The organism is Bacillus sp. M5A3_1b (assembly GCF_053345335.1).
Genome location: NZ_JBKEZY010000001.1, coordinates 370,747 through 388,590, shown reverse-complemented (window position 1 = coordinate 388,590; position 17,844 = coordinate 370,747). Strand labels below are relative to the sequence as shown.

Sequence of the window (17,844 nt, the reverse complement as noted above, 5' to 3'; positions counted from 1 at the left end):
TTCTGACTTGTATTAAGTGTACTACTGTGTGTAATACACTTAATACAATATAGGTGATGAATATATTTGTCAACTGAAAATATTAGAAAAATATGGTATTAAAAAATAACAAATTGGAAAAAATAGGTTTGATATAGAATGGAGGGTTAGTCATGAAGCGAGTTTTTGGAATACTTGTTTGTTTCATGTTATTGCTTTCTGGTACTTCAGTTAGTTTCGCACAATCTGAGAAGACGAAGCAGGAAAAAACAGAAGAAACAACGCCGAAGTTAGCGGAACAAGCGTCATCAGCAATTGTAATTGAACAAGATACAGGTAAAGTTTTGTTTGATAAAAATCCAAATGAGAAGTTACCACCTGCTAGTATGACGAAGATTATGACAATGCTATTAATTATGGAACAAGTTGAAAAAGGAAAACTAAAACTGACCGATAAAGTTAGAGCAAGTGAGCATGCAGCTTCAATGGGTGGATCACAAATCTTTTTAGAGCCTGGAGAAGAGATGACTGTAAATGAAATGCTAAAAGGTATTGCTATTGCATCTGGAAATGATGCGTCTGTTGCAGTAGCGGAGCATATCGCGGGTTCAGAAGAAGGTTTTGTAAATATGATGAACAAAAAAGCGAAAGATTTAGGACTGAAAAATACTCATTTTCAAAATCCAACAGGTCTTCCGGCTAAAGACCATTATTCCACAGCAAATGATATGGCTATAATGGCAAAAGAATTGATGAAGTACCCACTTATTCGCAAATATACAGGTAAATACGAAGACTATTTACGAGAAGATACGGATAAGAAGTTTTGGCTCGTGAATACGAATAAGTTAGTACGTTTTTATCCTGGAGTAGATGGTGTGAAAACGGGCTTTACGACAGAAGCAAAATATTGTTTAACAGCATCAGCTGAAAAAAATGGCATGCGTGTTATTTCAGTTGTTATGGGAGCACCTACATCGAAAGAACGGAATAATCAAGTAACAAAGCTTCTTGACTATGCATTTGGACAATATATGACAAAGAAATTGTATACACGTGGCGAAAAAATTAAGACTGTACAAGTAGGAAAAGGGAAAAAAGAAAAAGTAGATTTAGTTGCGTCAGACAATGTGTCTCTTCTTATGAAGAAGGGCGAAAATATGGACAAAGTAAAGCAAGAAGTAATTGCTGAAAAGAAAGTGAAAGCGCCGATTAAAAAAGGTGACGCGCTTGGTACACTTGTTATTAAAAAAGATAAAGATGTTTTATTAAAACAAACAATTGTAGCAAAAGAAGATGTTGCTGCAGCGAGCTGGTGGGAGTTATTTAAAAGAAGTTTTGGGATGTTTTCAACATCAAAATAGCGGCAAACATTTTGCCGCTTTTCTATTCGTATGAAAGTAAATAATTGCCGAATGTTTTCACTTTATGGCGAAATAGTTCTTCTTTTGTCAGCAGGAAGGATTCTTATGTTGTATCACGAAAATCTTTATGTATGTAAATGAGTAAAGTTTGAGCATAAGGAGGAAATCGTGTGAGTCTTTCCATGCAATTAGAAGTAAAGCGTGACGTCCTATGTGTGAGACTAGCGGGTGAATTAGATCATCATACTGCTGAAGAGTTGCGAACGAAAGTAACAGATATGATTGAGACACATGGTGTTCATCATATTGTTTTGAGCCTAGAGAACTTATCGTTTATGGATAGTTCTGGTTTAGGTGTTATATTAGGCCGATATAAGCATGTAAAGGGATTAGGTGGAGAAATGGTTGTTTGTGCAATTTCACCGCCTGTTAAGCGTTTATTTGAAATGTCGGGCTTATTTAAAATTGTTCGCTTAGAAGAAAGTGAAGCGCATGCGCTCGCGACGCTGGGGGTGGCATAAATGAGAAATGAAATGAACCTTCAATTTTCAGCATTAAGTCAAAATGAATCATTCGCTCGCGTTACAGTAGCTGCTTTCATTGCGCAACTAGATCCAACGATGGAAGAACTTACGGAGATTAAAACAGTTGTGTCAGAAGCAGTTACGAATGCAATTATTCATGGATACGATGGAAATGCAGAAGGTGTTGTTTATATTTCTGTAATTTTGGAAGAAGCAATGGTGAAACTCACGATTCGAGATGAAGGGATTGGCATCTTTGATTTAGATGAAGCAAGACAACCCCTTTTTACAACTAAACCTGAATTAGAGCGTTCCGGAATGGGATTTACTATCATGGAAAATTTTATGGATGAAGTAGAAGTTATTTCAAACGAATCTTTCGGGACAACAATCCATTTGACAAAATACTTATCAAATAGTAACGCTCTATGCAATTAAGGAGAATAGCCTATGGACATAGAGGTCAAAAATGAGAAGAAGAAACCTCAGTTAAAGGACCACGAGCTAAAAGCGTTAATTCAACAAAGTCAAGATGGAGATCAACAAGCGAGAGATACAATCGTTCAAAGTAATATGCGTCTCGTATGGTCGGTTGTGCAGCGTTTTCTTAATCGAGGATACGAACCAGACGATTTATTTCAAATTGGATGTATTGGGCTCTTAAAATCGGTAGATAAATTTGATTTATCTTTCGACGTGAAATTTTCAACATATGCAGTTCCAATGATTATTGGAGAAATACAACGATTTTTACGTGATGATGGATCAGTGAAAGTAAGTAGATCTTTAAAAGAAACAGGAAATAAAATTCGAAAGATGAGAGACGAGCTTTCGAAAGAATTCGGAAGGGCACCAACGATTAACGAAGTAGCTGAAGCGTTAGAACTAACGCCAGAAGAAGTGGTTCTGGCGCAAGAAGCGAGTCGTGCTCCTTCATCCATACATGAAACGGTGTATGAAAACGATGGAGATCCAATCACTATTTTAGATCAAATTGCTGATCAATCTGAAACGAAATGGTTTGATAAAATTGCTTTAAAAGAAGCAATTAGAGAATTAGATGATCGAGAACGTTTAATTGTATATTTACGCTACTATAAAGACCAAACCCAATCAGAAGTAGCGGAGCGCATAGGTATTTCGCAAGTACAAGTTTCAAGACTTGAAAAGAAAATATTAAAACAGATGAAAGATCGAATAGATGAGTAGCTATCTATTCGATTTTTTTTATGACTTTAATTTAGTAGGGATTGTAAACTTTCGTGAAAATTAACAGAATTTATTGATAATTTAGTAAATTTAAAATATAATCCAAGTATGAACTTGTCACAAAGGGGGAAGGAAGTATGGAAACGAGGCAACAATGGGGAACGAGGGCCGGATTCATTTTCGCAGCGGTCGGCTCTGCCGTTGGATTAGGAAACATATGGCGTTTTCCTTATACAGCGTATGAAAATGGGGGAGGCGCATTCTTTTTACCGTACTTATTCGCATTATTAACGACTGGTATTTCATTATTGGCGTTTGAATTTGCTCTTGGGCATCGTCATCGTGGTTCAGCGCCACTTACATTCTTCCGTATTAGTCCGCGTGCTGAATTTATCGGATGGTGGCAAATGTGTGTAACGTTTATCGTTTCAACATATTATGCAGTAATTATTGCTTGGTCTATTTCCTATACGTATTTTGCAATTACTGGAGCATGGGGGAAAGACACGCAATCATTTTTATTTAAAGAGTATTTGCATGTTGCAGATAAGCCTGGACAGTTTGGAGGGCTCGTACCGGAAGTATTAATTCCATTAGCTCTCGTTTGGATTATCGTGCTCGGTGTAGCATTTAAAGGAGTTAAAAAAGGAATCGAAGTTGTTAATCGTATTTTCATCCCTTTATTAGTTGTTATGTTCCTTATTATCGTAGTTCGTGCAGTGACGATGGAAGGTGCAATGCAAGGGTTGGATGCATTCTTCAAACCAGATTGGAGTCGTATTTTTGATGGGAAAGTATGGCTTGCTGCTTATGGTCAAATTTTCTTTAGCTTATCTTTAGCATTTGGAATTATGATTACGTATTCTAGTTATTTACCGAAAAACTCAGATACAACAAATAATGCCTTTATTACTGGCTTTGCAAACTCAGGATTTGAATTGTTAGCTGGGATTGGGGTCTTTGCAGCTCTTGGATTTATGGCAAATAATATGGGAGTACCAGTTGATAAAGTAGCAAGTGCCGGTGTAGGACTTGCGTTCGTAGTATTCCCGCAAATCATTAATGAGTTACCGATGTCACCGTTATTTGGCGTATTATTTTTCTTATCATTAACGGTTGCTGGAATTACATCCCTCATTTCACTTGCGGAAGTATGTTTTGCTGCCGTATCTGAAAAGTTCAGCTTAAGTCGCCAAAAAACAATTGGAATTATGGGGATGCTTCTCGTACTAGTTTCTCTTGTTTTTGCAACACGTGGCGGGCTTATGTTCCTAGATGTTGTTGATTATTTCGCTAATAACTTCGGATTAATTTCAATTGCATTAGCGGAAGTGGTTACGATAGGGCTCATTCTACGCCGTTTACCAGTTTACCAAAATCATGCAAACTTCGTATCTGATATTAAGTTAGGGACGTTTTGGAGAGTAAGTTTACTCGTTATTACCCCGCTTATGTTAGGGTACATGTTAATTGATGGCACAATCCAAAATATTAAAAAGAACTACGGAGATTATCCAACGGAGTTTGTCGTAACATATGGTTGGTCAATTGCAGCAGCTTTCCTTATCGTTGCATTAATCATTAGTATAAAGAAATGGAATGCACAAATACATTCAGATTCTGCTAAGCTTGAAAAAGAATGGAAAGATCGGGGTGTTTCATAATGAGCGGATCAGCGATTATGATGATGGTGATTGGTATGGTAGTCATTTGGGGAGGACTCGCATTAAGTATTGCAAATTTATTTAAGAAAAAGGCATAAACTAAAAAACATCTGTACCGAAACGGTACAGATGTTTTTTTATGAAAAAATTGTATTAGAAAAAAAATCAATAACCATACTACAACTACGAGGAAGAGTGAAGAGGTGAATAGAAATTGGAACAAACAATTTATATTAAAATGCGTAATCGATTAAAAGTTTCTCCTACGTATGAAGTGAAACTACGTGATGTCGCTCAACTTGCCGGAGATACTGTGGTAGTTGAGTCGTTACAGGATGAGGTAGTTTACAAAATAACAGCGCATGATAAGACGCATGTTGTAATTGATGTTATGAAAATTATTGAGATTATTAGGCGAAAAGCGGCTCATATACAAATTAATTTACTCGGTTCTGGACAAACTCTTGTTGAAATTATATATGAAAAAAAGAAAGTACATCCGGTTTTCTTCGGACTTGTATGGTTGTTACTTTTTATTGGAGCTGCTCTTGCGATCATTTATTTCCATGAAGATGTAAGCATGCAACAAGTGCACCAGCGGTTATATTACATGATTACGGGAGAATTTAAGGCGCAGCCATTGCTATTTCAAATTCCTTATTCAGTAGGTCTTGGGTTAGGTATGGTCTTATTTTTTAATCATGTATTTCAAAAGCGAATTAATGAAGAGCCGAGTCCGTTAGAAGTGGAGATGTTCCAATATCAGCAGTCACTTGACCAATATGTAATTGTTCATGAAAACAAGGACAATATGAAACAACTTGCCGATGATTGAGTCTGGGCTTGTTATTTTAATTGGTTTAGCGGGAGGAATTGCAGTGGGTAGCGGATATGTCGCATTTTTAGCTGTACTTGGTATAATCCCCCGTCTAGCTCAATTAACGAGAAGTGGAAAGCATATTCAATATTTTGAGTGGGCAGTTATTGCAGGTACGTTAACAGGAGCTTGGTGTAGTTTGAAAAACATTACATTTCAAACGTCGCAATATTGGCTTGTTATATTAGGAATATTTTGTGGCACATTCATTGGAATGCTTGCAGCCGCATTAACAGAAGTGTTAAATGTTTTACCTATTTTAGCGAAACGAGTAGGGATAGAAGGGAAAATCGTTGTTTTACTCGTTGCTCTTGTACTTGGCAAAGTAATAGGCTCATTGTTTCACTGGATTTATTTCGTAAAGTAGGAGGCAGTATATAAATGACAGGGCGAAAACTAAAGGATGATTACATAAATAAAGTGAAGGAGTACCATCCAAAACCAAACTATTTCCTAAATTGTGTCAAGGCATTTCTTGTAGGTGGATTCATTTGTACTGTCGGAGAAGTATTGATGAAATTTTATATACATTATTTTCATTTCAGTGAACAAGAGGCAGGAAATCCGACAGTTGCAACGCTTGTATTATTATCGGCGATTTTAACAGGTTGTGGTGTATATGATAAAATCGGTCAATTTGCTGGAGCGGGATCGGCCGTACCTGTTACGGGATTTGCGAATTCTATGGCGAGCGCTGCGCTAGAACATAAGAGTGAAGGAATTGTGCTTGGGGTTGCTACAAATATGTTTAAGCTAGCGGGAAGTGTTATCGTTTTTGGGGTCGTTGGTGCATACGTTATTGGATTAATAAGATATACTTTTAACATTTTTATGTCTTAAAGGAGGGGCTAGTATGAGGTTGACCGGAAAACAAACGTGGGTATTTCAAAATGATATTTATGTGAATGCAACCGGTACTGCTGTCGGTCCAAAAGAAGCTGAGGGCCCTCTTGGGAAGGATTTTGATATTTCATATGATGATTTACATTGCGGAGAGGAAAACTGGGAACTTGCTGAACGAAGATTAATGTCAGATTCAATTCAACAAGTCTTGCAAAAAGGAAATGTAAAAACATCACAAATTGATTTCTTTTTAGCGGGTGATTTATTAAATCAAACAGTGACAGCAAATTATGTTGCGCGTAAGTGGGGGATTCCCTTTTTAGGGATGTTTAGCGCTTGTGCAACCTCGATGGAGACTTTAGCTGTTGGATCAGCCTTTATAGATGGTGGATTCGCAAATCGTGTTTTAGCGACGGTAAGTAGTCATAATGCAACGGCTGAAAGACAGTTCCGTTATCCAACAGAGTATGGGGGACAAAAACCAGGAACAGCAAATTCCACTGTTACAGGTGCGGGATCCATATTAATTAGTAAAGAAAAAAGTGCTATTAAAATTACGGCAGCTACGATTGGAAAAGTGCAAGATTTAGGGATTGCGAATCCTTTAGATATGGGGTCGGCGATGGCACCTGCTGCTGCTCATACAATTCAACAACACTTTGAAGATTTGAAGAGAAGTACAGCAGATTATGATTTGATTGTTACCGGTGATTTATCAGCTATTGGGACACCAATAGCAAAACAACTGTTACTGGAAGAAGGTTATGATCTTGGGCATATATATAATGATTGCGGATTAATGATTTATGATCCCGGTCAAGAAGAAGTATTTGCCGGTGGTAGTGGTTGTGCTTGTTCAGCTGTTGTCACATATGGTCATTTATTAAGCGAGATGCAAAAAGGGAACTTACAACGAATTTTTGTCGTTGCTACTGGTGCGTTATTAAGTCCGACGATGATGCAGCAGAAAGAAACCATTCCAACAATTGCACATGGTGTCGTATTTGAGAGAGTGAAGGGAGAGTGAATTGTGGATTTTATATATGCATTTCTTGTAGGAGGCGCCATTTGTGTAATTGGACAGGTATTGTTAGATTTCGCAAAGTTAACACCAGCCCATTTAATGGCTACCTTTGTAGTTATAGGAGCAGTTTTAGATGGATTCGGATTGTACGATAAGCTTATAAAGTTTGCTGGTGCTGGGGCGACAGTTCCTATTACAAGTTTTGGACATTCACTATTACATGGGGCAATGCATGCGGCAGAAAAACACGGATATATTGGGATTGGTATGGGTATGTTTAGTTTAACATCTGCAGGCATTTCTGCAGCGATATTATTTTCATTTTTTGTAGCACTTATATGTAAACCGAAAGGATAAATTAAATGAGACGAAGGGTTGTTTTGGTCACAGATGGAGATGAATATGCAAAGCGAACAATTGAGCTTTTAACGAAGGAATTTGGGGGAAGGTGTATTTCAGCATCACAAAGTAATCCAACCAAATTGACAGGGAAGAAAGTTGTTGAGCTTATTATGCAAACGCCATATGACCCTGTATTTGTCATGTTTGATGACAGTGGATTTATTGGAGAAGGATCTGGTGAAAAGGCTTTAAAATATGTAGCCACACATAAACAAATTGATGTGCTGGGGATTTTGGCAGTAGCGTCTAATACACATCATTGGGAATGGGCACGTGTAGATGTCAGTGTAGATCGAAACGGGAATTTAACCGAATACGGTGTTGATAAATTTGGACTTCCAGATGGTGAAATTGGCAGAATTAGCGGAGATACAATTTATTGTTTAGATGATCTGAATGTTCCTGTCATTGTGGGAGTTGGTGATATCGGTAAGATGTGTGGAAACGATGAATGGGAGAGAGGATCACCTATTACTAGAAAAGCGATTCAATTAATTTTGGAAAGGAGTGGTTTTTATGACGAAGCCTAAAAAAGTGGATATCCCTATTTCATCTTTCATAAGTGATAATGAAAATTACTTAAAGCAAACAGCTGGACTGGGTGTTACATACGACGTTGGCATTCGTAAATTTCAAATTTTAAATAAAGAAATTGGTGTGTTATTTGTAAACGGGCTTTGTGATACAAATTATATTATCCCTATTTTAGAAGAAGCGGTGGATACAAATGAGATAAGGGATGTAGAAGAAGATACAGTGAAGCTTTTAGAGAATCGTTTAATCCATCAACAAGTAAGCAAAGTGAAAACGATGGATGAGGTAATGCTCCAAGTATTATCAGGACTTATCGTTATATTTGTAGAAGGTGAAACGGAAGCGTTCGCAATAGATGTTCGCAGCTATCCAGGACGAACACCGACAGAACCTGATACTGAAAAAGTAGTACGCGGTGCGAGGGATGGATTTGTTGAAAATATCGTTGTAAATACAGCGTTAATTCGTAGGAGAATTCGAGATCCACGTCTTCGAAATGAAATGATTCGAGTAGGAGATAGGTCTCAAACTGATATTTGTATTACATATGTTCAAGATGTTGCAAATCCAGATTTAGTAAAGATTATAAAGCAAGAATTAAATAACATTGATGTCGATGGAATTACGATGGCGGATAAAACAGTGGAAGAATTTGTTGTAAAGCAAAGCTATAATCCATTCCCGCTTATTCGATATACAGAAAGACCGGATGTAGCGGCGAATCATTTATTAGAAGGACATGTGTTAGTACTAGTTGATACATCACCGAGTGCTATGATTACTCCAACAACATATTTCCACCATTTACAGCATGCGGAAGAGTTTAGACAAAATCCAGCTGTCGGTACATTTTTACGTTGGGTACGCTTTTTAGGTGTCTTATTCTCCTTATTTTTACTACCATTTTGGTTAGTGTTTGTATTTGATCCAACTCTTTTACCAGAAAACCTTGCTTTCATTGGACCGACTAAGATGACACATTTACCAATTCTATTACAGGTGTTGATGGCCGAAATCGGACTTGAGTTTTTAAGGATGGCAGCCATTCATACGCCAACGCCGTTATCTTCTGCTGCAGGGTTAATTTCCGCTATATTAATTGGTCAAATAGCAATCGATGTAGGTTTGTTTGTACCAGAAGTTATTTTGTATGTAGCAGTTTCTATGATCGGTGCATATGCAACACCGAGTTATGAATTAGGATTAGGAAATAAAGTTGGAAAATTGTTTGTTATTATTTTAACAGGTCTCTTCCATGAGATGGGATTTGTAATTGGTATGACGATATTGATTTTATTTTTAACGTCTATAAAAAGTTTACAAACGCCTTATTTATGGCCGTTTTTACCATTTGATTGGGGTGCATTAACAAAAATTCTACTTCGCCCGACGATGTCTAGTTTAAAAGTACGACCAAGTATTGTAAGACCTCAAAATGTAAAAAGACAAAAATAAACGGGATTATACACCCGTTTATTTTTTTAGCAAAAATTTATTGTTTTTTAACAAAAATCAAACATTTTTTGTGTACACTTAGAGTAGATATTGTGTATGGAAGGGGAAGAGGACATGATTAAATTATTTGTAAGTGATTTAGATGATACGCTCGTTTACAATGTGAATCATATGCAAAAAGAAGATGAACGTGCACTTTGTTGGTTAGCTGAAAAAGGGACAAATATTTGTTTTGCCTCTGGCCGCTTTACTCATCGAATTGATGAAGTCGTAAATAGGTTTGCATTCCCGTATTACACAACTAGTTTAAATGGAGCAACGATGTTACTGCCGGATGGAAAAATATTTCATGAATCAAGTTTTGAAGATGGGATTGCCCAGGAAATATATCGATATATCCATAAAAAGGGACTAGCAGATATTGTTTGTGCAAATGAGCAACGGTATACAAAAAGAAAGAATGAACATCATCATACTTTTGAAACGTATATGGGCGTGCATATTGCTGAGATAGAAGCATTAGAAGAGGAATTTGGTAAGACTGTACATCCTGCGAAATTGTTTGTTTTTGGGGAAGAAGAGACAATTGCAGCATTAGATCAAGAGTTACGAGATACATTTCAGAGCGAAGCGGAAGTTTTTATGTCTGGTAAACGCTATGTTGACATTATGCCAAGGGGAGTAAGTAAAGGGAGTGCTTTAAGGCGACTAATGGAACATTTACAAATTGAAGCAAATGAAGTTGCATGCATTGGAGATTCTTTCAATGATATTTCTATGTTTGAAGTAACTCCGCATTCATTTACTCTACATCATGCTCATCCATATGTGAAGAATAAGGCAAATTATATTGTTCGTTCGGTCGAAGAAGCTGTTATGAAATTGCCATTACTTGTATAAAAAAAGAAGCTCGTCACTGACGAGCTTCTTTTTACTTGAATAACGATTTAACAAAATCAATGATACTTGAGAAGAAATCTTTAACTTTATCTAGGAAACCTTGCCCTTCTTCAGATCCTAAAAAGGCAGAAACATGTTCTTTTGCTTTATTTAACTGACTGCCAACTTGATTCCAATCGATATTAAGATTTTTCATTTTATCAAATAGCGCAACTAAGTTATCTAACTGTTCATCCGTTAATGTAATACCAAGTTGATCCGCAATTTTTTTAATTAATGAACGTAAATCTTCAGTCGTTTTTGGCTGTTCTTTGGCAATTTCTTCTTTAATTTTTGCAACAAGTTGAACTGCTTTTTCTTCACCAATTTTATCGCCGAGCTGGGCTGTTTGCACCATTTCTTCATTGGCTACTTTTTTTACTTCCTCAGGAATTGCTTTGTTCGATGTTGTTTCATAGGCTTTCATTAAACCGGTTAAAGCAGCAGTTCCTGAAACTTTAAATGGTGCAGTAATTTGAATTTCTGCATCTTTCACACCTGCTGTAATAAGTGCGTTTGTGTACATTGCATCTGTTATCGAATTAATGTTTTTTGAACGTACAATGAGACCAGAACCTGGCTTTGTGTATGTAATCATAGAAGAGGAAATTGCTCTCGTACCAATTTGGGCTTTTGGAACAATCCCTTCTAGAAATTTATGTTCTTCCGCATTAGACACAGTAATGATTGTAGCATCTTTTGGTGCTTTCATTTCTTTTAACAGATCTTGTTTTTGTTGTTCAGACAAGTTTTCTCCTAGTGTAACAATTGATTCTCCTTCGATGATGTCTGCAAACGAAGCTGTTGGCATCATAAATACCGTTACAGCCAATAGCAGAGCTAGTAATTTCGTTTTCACGAAAAATCGCTCCCTTTCTCTTTCTAAAATTTTCGGGCAACACAGTTATTATAGTATATATTTCTTATTTGTCACCTAGCTTTTTCCACATTTCGAAAAAGAAGTATCTAGATTGTCGGATTCTTTTTGTTTCTAGTCATGAATGTGGTAATATAGTGCTGAGATAGTTGAAAGGAGACATATACGTATGAAAACTTTAGGATACATATTAATGGAAAATGGTGAAAAAATCGAGTTAGAATTTTTCCCAGAAGAGGCACCAAAAACAGTAGAAAACTTTAAAAAACTAGCAGAGCAAGGATTTTATGATGGTGTGACATTCCACCGCGTTATTCCTGGCTTCGTAAGCCAAGGTGGAGATCCAACAGGAACAGGTGCAGGTGGCCCAGGTTACTCTATCCCATGTGAAACTGATGGAAATCCTCATAGACACCTTGTAGGTTCACTTTCTATGGCTCATGCTGGCCGTAATACAGGCGGTAGCCAATTCTTTGTTGTTCATGAGCCACAACCGCATTTAGATGGTGTACATACTGTATTCGGTAAAGCAACAAGCGGTATTGAAACAGTATTAAACATGCGTCAAGGCGATGTAATGAAAGAAGTTAAAGTTTGGGAAGAATAAGTTAATGGGAAAAGAGAGCTATGGCTCTCTTTTTTGTTTTTTAATAGGAATGGGTATTTCGTTTGCAGTACATGATACAAGTAGTACTGTTATTGTAGCGAAAATATGGCGCTTATAAGAACAAAATTTTAACAAATTACATAGAATACATTAGATTTCATGTTTCAATAAATATTTTTATTACATTAATTTTGCTAGAATTCATTTGCTCTCAGGTGATGAATATTGAAGTGGTAATGAGCGGTGGATGTTTCTTTTTACTTTCATATAACAGCGTTTCTTTGTTAATCTACTTAGAAAAAATAGTACTGAAACATATATTTGACTTTCTTCTTTTCGCTTTGTATGATTATCAAGTTGTTTTAGGCCCTTCTCACTCTGTTGAAAATATTGTAAAATGAATGTGATATGAAAAGAGTGGTTGAGGGGATTAATAGTTTGTAACTTTTGTAAGAAGGGATAAGGGTTATGTTAATTCGTTTTAAAAAAAGTTATGAAAAGATTGCAATGGGGCTTCTTTCATTTATGCCAACTGAAAAAGATGTGAAAACATTACAATTGACTATGAAAGATTATGAAGCAAAGGATGATTGGCAATTGTATTTGTGGAAACAAAACGAAGATTTTGTTGGGATAATGGGGATTGTAAAAAAAGAGAATCAAGTGTTGGAAATTCAGCATTTGAGTGTGAACCCGTCTCATCGTCATATGGGTATTGGGACGAAGATGGTTCAAGAGTTAAAGAGTAAATTTCTTGAGTTTACAATTTGCGGAAATGAGCAAACAGCAAGTTTTTGCAAAAAGTGTAAAGGGCTAGAACAAAATATACATTCGTAAAAGCAGAGATAAGTGGTTTATTATCTCTGCTTTCTTTTTTGTAATTGTTCGTTTCGTTCAGCGATGACCTCTGTTCGATCACGTAATGTGTGCTTATGTATTATATATTCATTAGAAGTAGCATTCACGTCTTTCCAAGGAAGGTTTTGTTTCTGACATAATTCCATGCAGTGCTGTTCTAATGCTGTATCCGATAACGGTAAAAATAACGGTGTAAAACTCTCTTCTTTCTGTATAGATTGCAATCTATCCTGGAGTAAGTATAGAAGTTGTGTCTGATTTATTCCTAAACGTAGTAAAGGTGCACTGTTTTTTTCTAAAATCGTTATGGCGCTTTTCATCATCTTCTCTGCGCCATTCCAGTTAGAGCGTCTTTGATGGTATAAAGAAACTGCAATTTGAATAAGACCGACTAAATAATTATCACGATTTCCTCTCGGTTTTGTTTTCCAATATTCTTCCAGTGTTTCGTGGCATTCAAAATAATCATAATCTCCGTGAAAATGAATTAAAAATTGTATGTATTCGGTAGGATACATTTTCTTCACCCCTGTTTAACGGTTATAAATACAAGTGTATCATAGAAATATAAACAATAAACGACTAGGGAATTGTCCCTAGTCGTTATTGTTCATATTAGCAGAAGCAAGCTGCCCCTACAATAATTAGTAAAATAAACAATACAACAAGTAATGCGAACCCACCGCTAAAACCGCAATCAACGTGACCCATAGTTTTTTGACCTCCTACATTGTTCTTACTACACTGTTATCATATGAAGTGGTGGGCATGATGATATAGGCATAGGTCTATTTTTAATTAAATTTCTTAAAAAGGTTGGATAGAACATGAGTATGCTCTATACTTATGTTGTTATAGAAAAAATGTGGTGGGATGCTTTGTGCAGTATAATTTTAAAGTAGAGGCTTTTGAAGGGCCTTTAGATTTATTGTTACATCTAATACATCGTTATGAAATTGACATATATAATATTCCTGTAGCGGAAATTACAGAGCAATATTTATCTTATGTTCATACGATGAAAGAACTACAATTAGATGTTGCAAGTGAGTATTTAGTAATGGCTGCGACTTTATTACAAATTAAAAGTAAAATGTTGTTGCCGAAACATGAAGAAGATGTACTTGATAACGGTGATGACTTTATAGATGATCCTCGTCAAGAATTGATGGAGAGGTTAATTGAATATAAGAAATATAAGCAAGTTGCTACTGAGCTAAAAGAAAGAGAACAAGAAAGAGCACAGCTATATACACGTCCGCCAATTGATTTTACATCGTTACAACAAGAAGAGGAGACAAACTTGCCTCTTGATGTTACGTTATATGATATGCTAGCGGCATTTCAAAAGTTAATGCGCCGTAAAAAAGCAAAGAAACCTGTAACAACACGTATTACTCGTCAAGAAATACCAATTGAAAAGCGCATGATTGATATTTTAAAACAGTTAGAAATACAAGGTGGTCGTCAAAGTTTTTATGATTTGTTTGTTGATGATGAACGGGAAATAATGGTTGTAACATTTTTAGCGGTTCTTGAGCTTATGAAAAATCAACAAATCATAATTGAACAAGAACATAATTTTGATGAAATTTTCGTATCAAGCTCTACTAAATCTGCATAGATTTAGTATGGAAAATGGGATGGAAATAATATATCTCATGCTAGGTTTGAATGTATCGTTTGGAACAAGAGAAAAAATATTGAACCGAACGCATTGATTGTGATTCGGTTTTTTGATGTGTATTTTTATGGAGAAAATTGGAGGAAGGAGCTCGTAAAATGGATAGAAAAGAACAGAAATCAATCATTGAAGGGCTTTTGTTTGTTTCTGGTGATGAAGGGATTTATCCAGAACAAATAGCGAAAGTGCTTGAGATTGAAGGAAATGAAGTAATCGATATTTTAGAAGAAATGCAAAAAGAATGTGAAGGTGCACACCGCGGTTTGCAAATTGTACAGTATGCAAAAGTATATCGTTTTGCTACAAAGAAAGAACATGCTTCGTACTATCAAAAATTAATAGATATCCCAACAGCTGCTTCACTTTCTCAAGCTGCTTTAGAAACGTTAGCGATTGTGGCATATCGTCAACCTATTACAAGGACTGAAATGGAAGAGATTAGAGGGGTGAAAACTGATAAGGCGTTACAAACGTTAGTTTCACACTTACTTATAAAAGAAATGGGAAGAGCAGAAGGGCCAGGGCGTCCTATTTTATATGGAACAACGAAAGAATTTTTGGATACATTTGGATTGAAAACATTAGATGATTTACCGGCACTTTCTGAAGAGAATGAACAAATGAATGAAGCAGATTTATTCTTTGGTTCTTTACAGGAGATATCGAAATAAAAGCTTAGCATTTTGCTAAGCTTTTTTTGTATATCAATTATATACCGTGCCATACTAATTGAAAAAAGGAGACGAGTTATGAGAAGTATGCGAGGTATATTATTGTTAGTTTCTGTTTTGTTATGCTTTTCTTTAAATAGTGCATCGGCTAAAAGATATATGATGTCTATTCATACCGCGTCTCCTTTACATATGCAGCGGCAACATTTTGGTAAAATGAAAGTGAGTTTTTTAAAAGTTGGACAAGGTGATGCGACACTTATTACATTGCCAAATGGACAAACGATGTTAATTGACGGGGGACCTTATGAAGCCGGAGAGGTTATCATTCAAAAACTAATCGAAAAAGGGATTAACCATTTAGATGCTATCGTCAGTACGCATCCTGATATGGATCACATTGGAGGACTTATTCCGATTGTAGAGCAAATGCCGGTATCGCTTATATTAGATAGTGGAAAAACATATAGTTCTTTTACGTATCACACATACCGGAATCATATTAAAAAAAGAGGAATTCCTTTCGTTTCAGTAAAAGAGGGACAATACATACCGCTAGATCCGCATGTTTCCATACAAGTATTAAACAATGGGAAATCAAAAGATGAAAATAATGAATCTTCGATTGTGTTGAAGGTACGATACGGAAAAGCGGATTTTTTACTAATGGGTGATGCTGATGTGCGGACGGAAACTGAAATATTAAAGCAATTTGATGTACATGCAGATGTGTTAAAGGTGGGACATCATGGCTCCTATACTTCAACAAGTGAAATGTTTATAAAAAAAGTAGAACCACAGTTTGCGATTCTTTCATATGGAAGCAGAAATCCATATGGACATCCGCATCAAAGTGTAGTGAGACGCTTAAAACAGCATGGTATAATGATATATGGAACAAATAAACGTACAGTAGAAATGGAAACAGACGGCGAGCATATTACAATAGGCTCTAGTGGATTAATGCCATTACTTAAGTGAGTAATATGATAGGGGATATTCTCCCTTTTTGGAAAACTGAATAACATATATTATAATTGCAAGAGACGTACTAAGTTTCCTTTTTGTTAAACAAAGAGGAAATTTCATTCGAATGTCTAGACAACTACTCGTGCATATATTAAGATGGAATTAGGCGAATAAGGTAATAATAACAAGTAGGTATTTCATGGGAAAGGATCGATGAAAATGAAAACGCAAGTTGTCATCAATGCCAAAATTTATACAGGTCAAGAAGTAGTGGAAAACGGATTTATTCGTTACGCAGAAACAATTAAAGAAATTGGTTTGATGGCTCAATATGTATCACAAGAAAATGAAGCGGTTTTAGATGCAGCAGGGAAGATTGTGATTCCAGGTATGATTGATGTTCATATTCATGGTGGATACGATATTGATGCGATGGATGCAAATAGCGATGGATTAGTAACTCTAGGTAAAGAAATGTTAAAAGAAGGAGTTACAACTTACTTTCCAACAACAATGACACAAGCTCCAGAAGCAATCGAAGCGGCACTACATGCTGCGAAGGAAGCAAAAGAAAAAGGAGCACATTTCGAATATATTCACTTAGAAGGACCGTATGTTTCAAAAAAACGTGCAGGTGCACAACCACTTGAACATATTGTTCCTGCGAATATTGAACAATTTAAACAATGGCAGGAAGCAAGCGGGAATCTAATTAAATTAGTAACATATGCACCTGAAGAAGAAGGTGCGTTAGAGTTTGAGCAGTATCTTGCTGAAACTGGTGTTGTTGGCACAATGGGGCATACAGATGCAATTGATGCGCAACTAAAAAATAGAAACATTACACATGCAACGCATTTATACAATCAAATGCGTGGATTACATCATCGAGAACCAGGAGTTGTTGGTCATGTGTTATTAAATCCAGATGTAATGGTTGAAGTAATTACAGATGGTATTCATATTCACCCTGATATGGTGAAATTAGCATATAAATTAAAAGGACCGAAAAAAGTAAGTGTTATTACTGACGCAATGCGTGCAAAAGGTCTTGAAGATGGATTATATGAGCTTGGCGGACAGCCAGTACATGTAAAGGATGGTAGTGCTCGATTAGAAGATGGAACGTTAGCTGGTAGTATTCTAAAAATGGATCAAGCTTTCCGAAATGTAATTGAATTTACAGGTTGTTCAATCGAAGATGCAGTACTGATGACATCAGTTAACCAAGCAGAAGAGTTTGGGTTAAATCATAAAGGTGCATTAGCGGTAGGAAAAGATGCAGACTTTGTTGTGATGAATGAAGATTTACATGTATATGATACGGTTCGTTTAGGAATTCATATGAAGGAAGGGAAGTAATT

General features: G+C 36.2%; 24 protein-coding genes. 21 read left to right on the top strand and 3 right to left on the bottom strand.

Annotated elements, in window-relative coordinates; translation table 11 throughout:
- Positions 1-152: 152 nt before the first annotated feature.
- The 14 genes from dacF (at position 153) to ACLBWW_RS01905 (ending at position 10,775) form a co-directional block, all read left to right on the top strand.
- Positions 153-1,343: a serine-type D-Ala-D-Ala carboxypeptidase DacF gene (dacF, locus tag ACLBWW_RS01970; protein WP_000831992.1), complete on the top strand. Its 1,191-nt coding sequence runs from the start codon at positions 153-155 to the stop codon at positions 1,341-1,343.
- A gap of 170 nt (positions 1,344-1,513) precedes the next feature.
- Positions 1,514-1,864, top strand: coding sequence for an anti-sigma F factor antagonist (spoIIAA, locus tag ACLBWW_RS01965; RefSeq protein ID WP_000059133.1), 351 nt, complete (start codon positions 1,514-1,516; stop codon positions 1,862-1,864).
- On the top strand, positions 1,865-2,305 hold the full coding sequence (spoIIAB, locus tag ACLBWW_RS01960; protein WP_048546248.1) for an anti-sigma F factor: 441 nt from the start codon (positions 1,865-1,867) through the stop codon (positions 2,303-2,305). It begins immediately after the preceding gene.
- 12 nt (positions 2,306-2,317) lie between these two features.
- A complete protein-coding gene (sigF, locus tag ACLBWW_RS01955) occupies positions 2,318-3,076 on the top strand; it encodes an RNA polymerase sporulation sigma factor SigF (protein WP_000350733.1) in 759 nt (252 codons plus the stop codon).
- 137 nt (positions 3,077-3,213) lie between these two features.
- Positions 3,214-4,740 (top strand): sodium-dependent transporter, encoded by a 1,527-nt coding sequence (locus tag ACLBWW_RS01950; protein ID WP_048546247.1) that lies wholly within the window; start codon positions 3,214-3,216, stop codon positions 4,738-4,740.
- The gene (locus ACLBWW_RS01945; protein ID WP_000016829.1) at positions 4,740-4,838 is read left to right on the top strand and encodes a methionine/alanine import family NSS transporter small subunit; all 99 of its coding nucleotides are present in this window, start codon (positions 4,740-4,742) and stop codon (positions 4,836-4,838) included. The genes ACLBWW_RS01950 and ACLBWW_RS01945 overlap by 1 nt, the downstream gene beginning before the upstream one ends.
- Before the next feature lie 116 nt (positions 4,839-4,954).
- Complete coding sequence (gene spoVAA / locus ACLBWW_RS01940; RefSeq protein WP_048546245.1) at positions 4,955-5,575, top strand: stage V sporulation protein SpoVAA; 621 nt, start codon at positions 4,955-4,957, stop codon at positions 5,573-5,575.
- Entirely contained in the window at positions 5,568-5,984 is a 417-nt protein-coding gene (spoVAB, locus tag ACLBWW_RS01935; protein ID WP_048546243.1) for a stage V sporulation protein SpoVAB, read from the top strand. Before spoVAA ends, spoVAB begins: the two co-directional genes overlap by 8 nt.
- A gap of 14 nt (positions 5,985-5,998) precedes the next feature.
- The gene (spoVAC, locus tag ACLBWW_RS01930) at positions 5,999-6,457 is read left to right on the top strand and encodes a stage V sporulation protein AC (RefSeq protein WP_000147730.1); all 459 of its coding nucleotides are present in this window, start codon (positions 5,999-6,001) and stop codon (positions 6,455-6,457) included.
- 13 nt (positions 6,458-6,470) lie between these two features.
- Positions 6,471-7,487, top strand: coding sequence for a stage V sporulation protein AD (gene spoVAD / locus ACLBWW_RS01925; RefSeq protein ID WP_048546242.1), 1,017 nt, complete (start codon positions 6,471-6,473; stop codon positions 7,485-7,487).
- A 3-nt stretch (positions 7,488-7,490) separates the two neighbouring features.
- Positions 7,491-7,841: a stage V sporulation protein AE gene (gene spoVAE, locus ACLBWW_RS01920; protein WP_000345909.1), complete on the top strand. Its 351-nt coding sequence runs from the start codon at positions 7,491-7,493 to the stop codon at positions 7,839-7,841.
- Between the two features lie 5 nt (positions 7,842-7,846).
- A complete protein-coding gene (locus tag ACLBWW_RS01915; protein WP_001254416.1) occupies positions 7,847-8,416 on the top strand; it encodes a stage V sporulation protein AE in 570 nt (189 codons plus the stop codon).
- Positions 8,403-9,875 (top strand): spore germination protein SpoVAF, encoded by a 1,473-nt coding sequence (gene spoVAF / locus ACLBWW_RS01910; protein WP_048546238.1) that lies wholly within the window; start codon positions 8,403-8,405, stop codon positions 9,873-9,875. The genes ACLBWW_RS01915 and spoVAF overlap by 14 nt, the downstream gene beginning before the upstream one ends.
- A 96-nt stretch (positions 9,876-9,971) precedes the next feature.
- Positions 9,972-10,775: a Cof-type HAD-IIB family hydrolase gene (locus ACLBWW_RS01905; protein WP_048546236.1), complete on the top strand. Its 804-nt coding sequence runs from the start codon at positions 9,972-9,974 to the stop codon at positions 10,773-10,775.
- Between the two features lie 31 nt (positions 10,776-10,806).
- Here ACLBWW_RS01905 and ACLBWW_RS01900 read toward each other — a convergent pair whose 3' ends face one another.
- Positions 10,807-11,673 carry a DUF1002 domain-containing protein gene (locus tag ACLBWW_RS01900; RefSeq protein ID WP_000850509.1) on the bottom strand — a complete coding sequence of 289 codons (867 nt, stop codon included), beginning with the start codon at positions 11,671-11,673 and terminating at the stop codon, positions 10,807-10,809.
- A 187-nt stretch (positions 11,674-11,860) separates the two neighbouring features.
- On the opposite strand from ACLBWW_RS01900, the gene ACLBWW_RS01895 reads away from it, so the two are divergent.
- The 3 genes from ACLBWW_RS01895 (at position 11,861) to ribT (ending at position 13,135) form a co-directional block, all read left to right on the top strand.
- On the top strand, positions 11,861-12,298 hold the full coding sequence (locus ACLBWW_RS01895; protein ID WP_000853789.1) for a peptidylprolyl isomerase: 438 nt from the start codon (positions 11,861-11,863) through the stop codon (positions 12,296-12,298).
- A gap of 218 nt (positions 12,299-12,516) precedes the next feature.
- A complete protein-coding gene (locus ACLBWW_RS01890) occupies positions 12,517-12,699 on the top strand; it encodes a hypothetical protein (RefSeq protein WP_002008447.1) in 183 nt (60 codons plus the stop codon).
- 67 nt (positions 12,700-12,766) lie between these two features.
- Positions 12,767-13,135, top strand: a complete 369-nt coding sequence (ribT, locus tag ACLBWW_RS01885; protein WP_000908397.1) for a GNAT family N-acetyltransferase RibT — start codon at positions 12,767-12,769, stop codon at positions 13,133-13,135.
- Between the two features lie 20 nt (positions 13,136-13,155).
- Here ribT and ACLBWW_RS01880 read toward each other — a convergent pair whose 3' ends face one another.
- Both ACLBWW_RS01880 and ACLBWW_RS01875 read right to left on the bottom strand, forming a co-directional pair.
- The gene (locus ACLBWW_RS01880; RefSeq protein ID WP_048546235.1) at positions 13,156-13,674 is read right to left on the bottom strand and encodes a DUF309 domain-containing protein; all 519 of its coding nucleotides are present in this window, start codon (positions 13,672-13,674) and stop codon (positions 13,156-13,158) included.
- A gap of 97 nt (positions 13,675-13,771) precedes the next feature.
- A complete protein-coding gene (locus tag ACLBWW_RS01875; RefSeq protein ID WP_000510194.1) occupies positions 13,772-13,867 on the bottom strand; it encodes a YjcZ family sporulation protein in 96 nt (31 codons plus the stop codon).
- A 169-nt stretch (positions 13,868-14,036) separates the two neighbouring features.
- On the opposite strand from ACLBWW_RS01875, the gene scpA reads away from it, so the two are divergent.
- From scpA to nagA, 4 genes are all read left to right on the top strand, one after another.
- Positions 14,037-14,780: a segregation/condensation protein A gene (scpA, locus tag ACLBWW_RS01870; RefSeq protein ID WP_001199757.1), complete on the top strand. Its 744-nt coding sequence runs from the start codon at positions 14,037-14,039 to the stop codon at positions 14,778-14,780.
- Positions 14,781-14,938: 158 nt separating this feature from the next.
- On the top strand, positions 14,939-15,511 hold the full coding sequence (gene scpB / locus ACLBWW_RS01865; RefSeq protein WP_000375162.1) for a segregation/condensation protein ScpB: 573 nt from the start codon (positions 14,939-14,941) through the stop codon (positions 15,509-15,511).
- 78 nt (positions 15,512-15,589) lie between these two features.
- A complete protein-coding gene (locus ACLBWW_RS01860) occupies positions 15,590-16,492 on the top strand; it encodes a ComEC/Rec2 family competence protein (RefSeq protein ID WP_001257286.1) in 903 nt (300 codons plus the stop codon).
- 207 nt (positions 16,493-16,699) lie between these two features.
- Positions 16,700-17,842, top strand: a complete 1,143-nt coding sequence (nagA, locus tag ACLBWW_RS01855) for an N-acetylglucosamine-6-phosphate deacetylase (RefSeq protein WP_002107769.1) — start codon at positions 16,700-16,702, stop codon at positions 17,840-17,842.
- Positions 17,843-17,844: the final 2 nt, after the last annotated feature.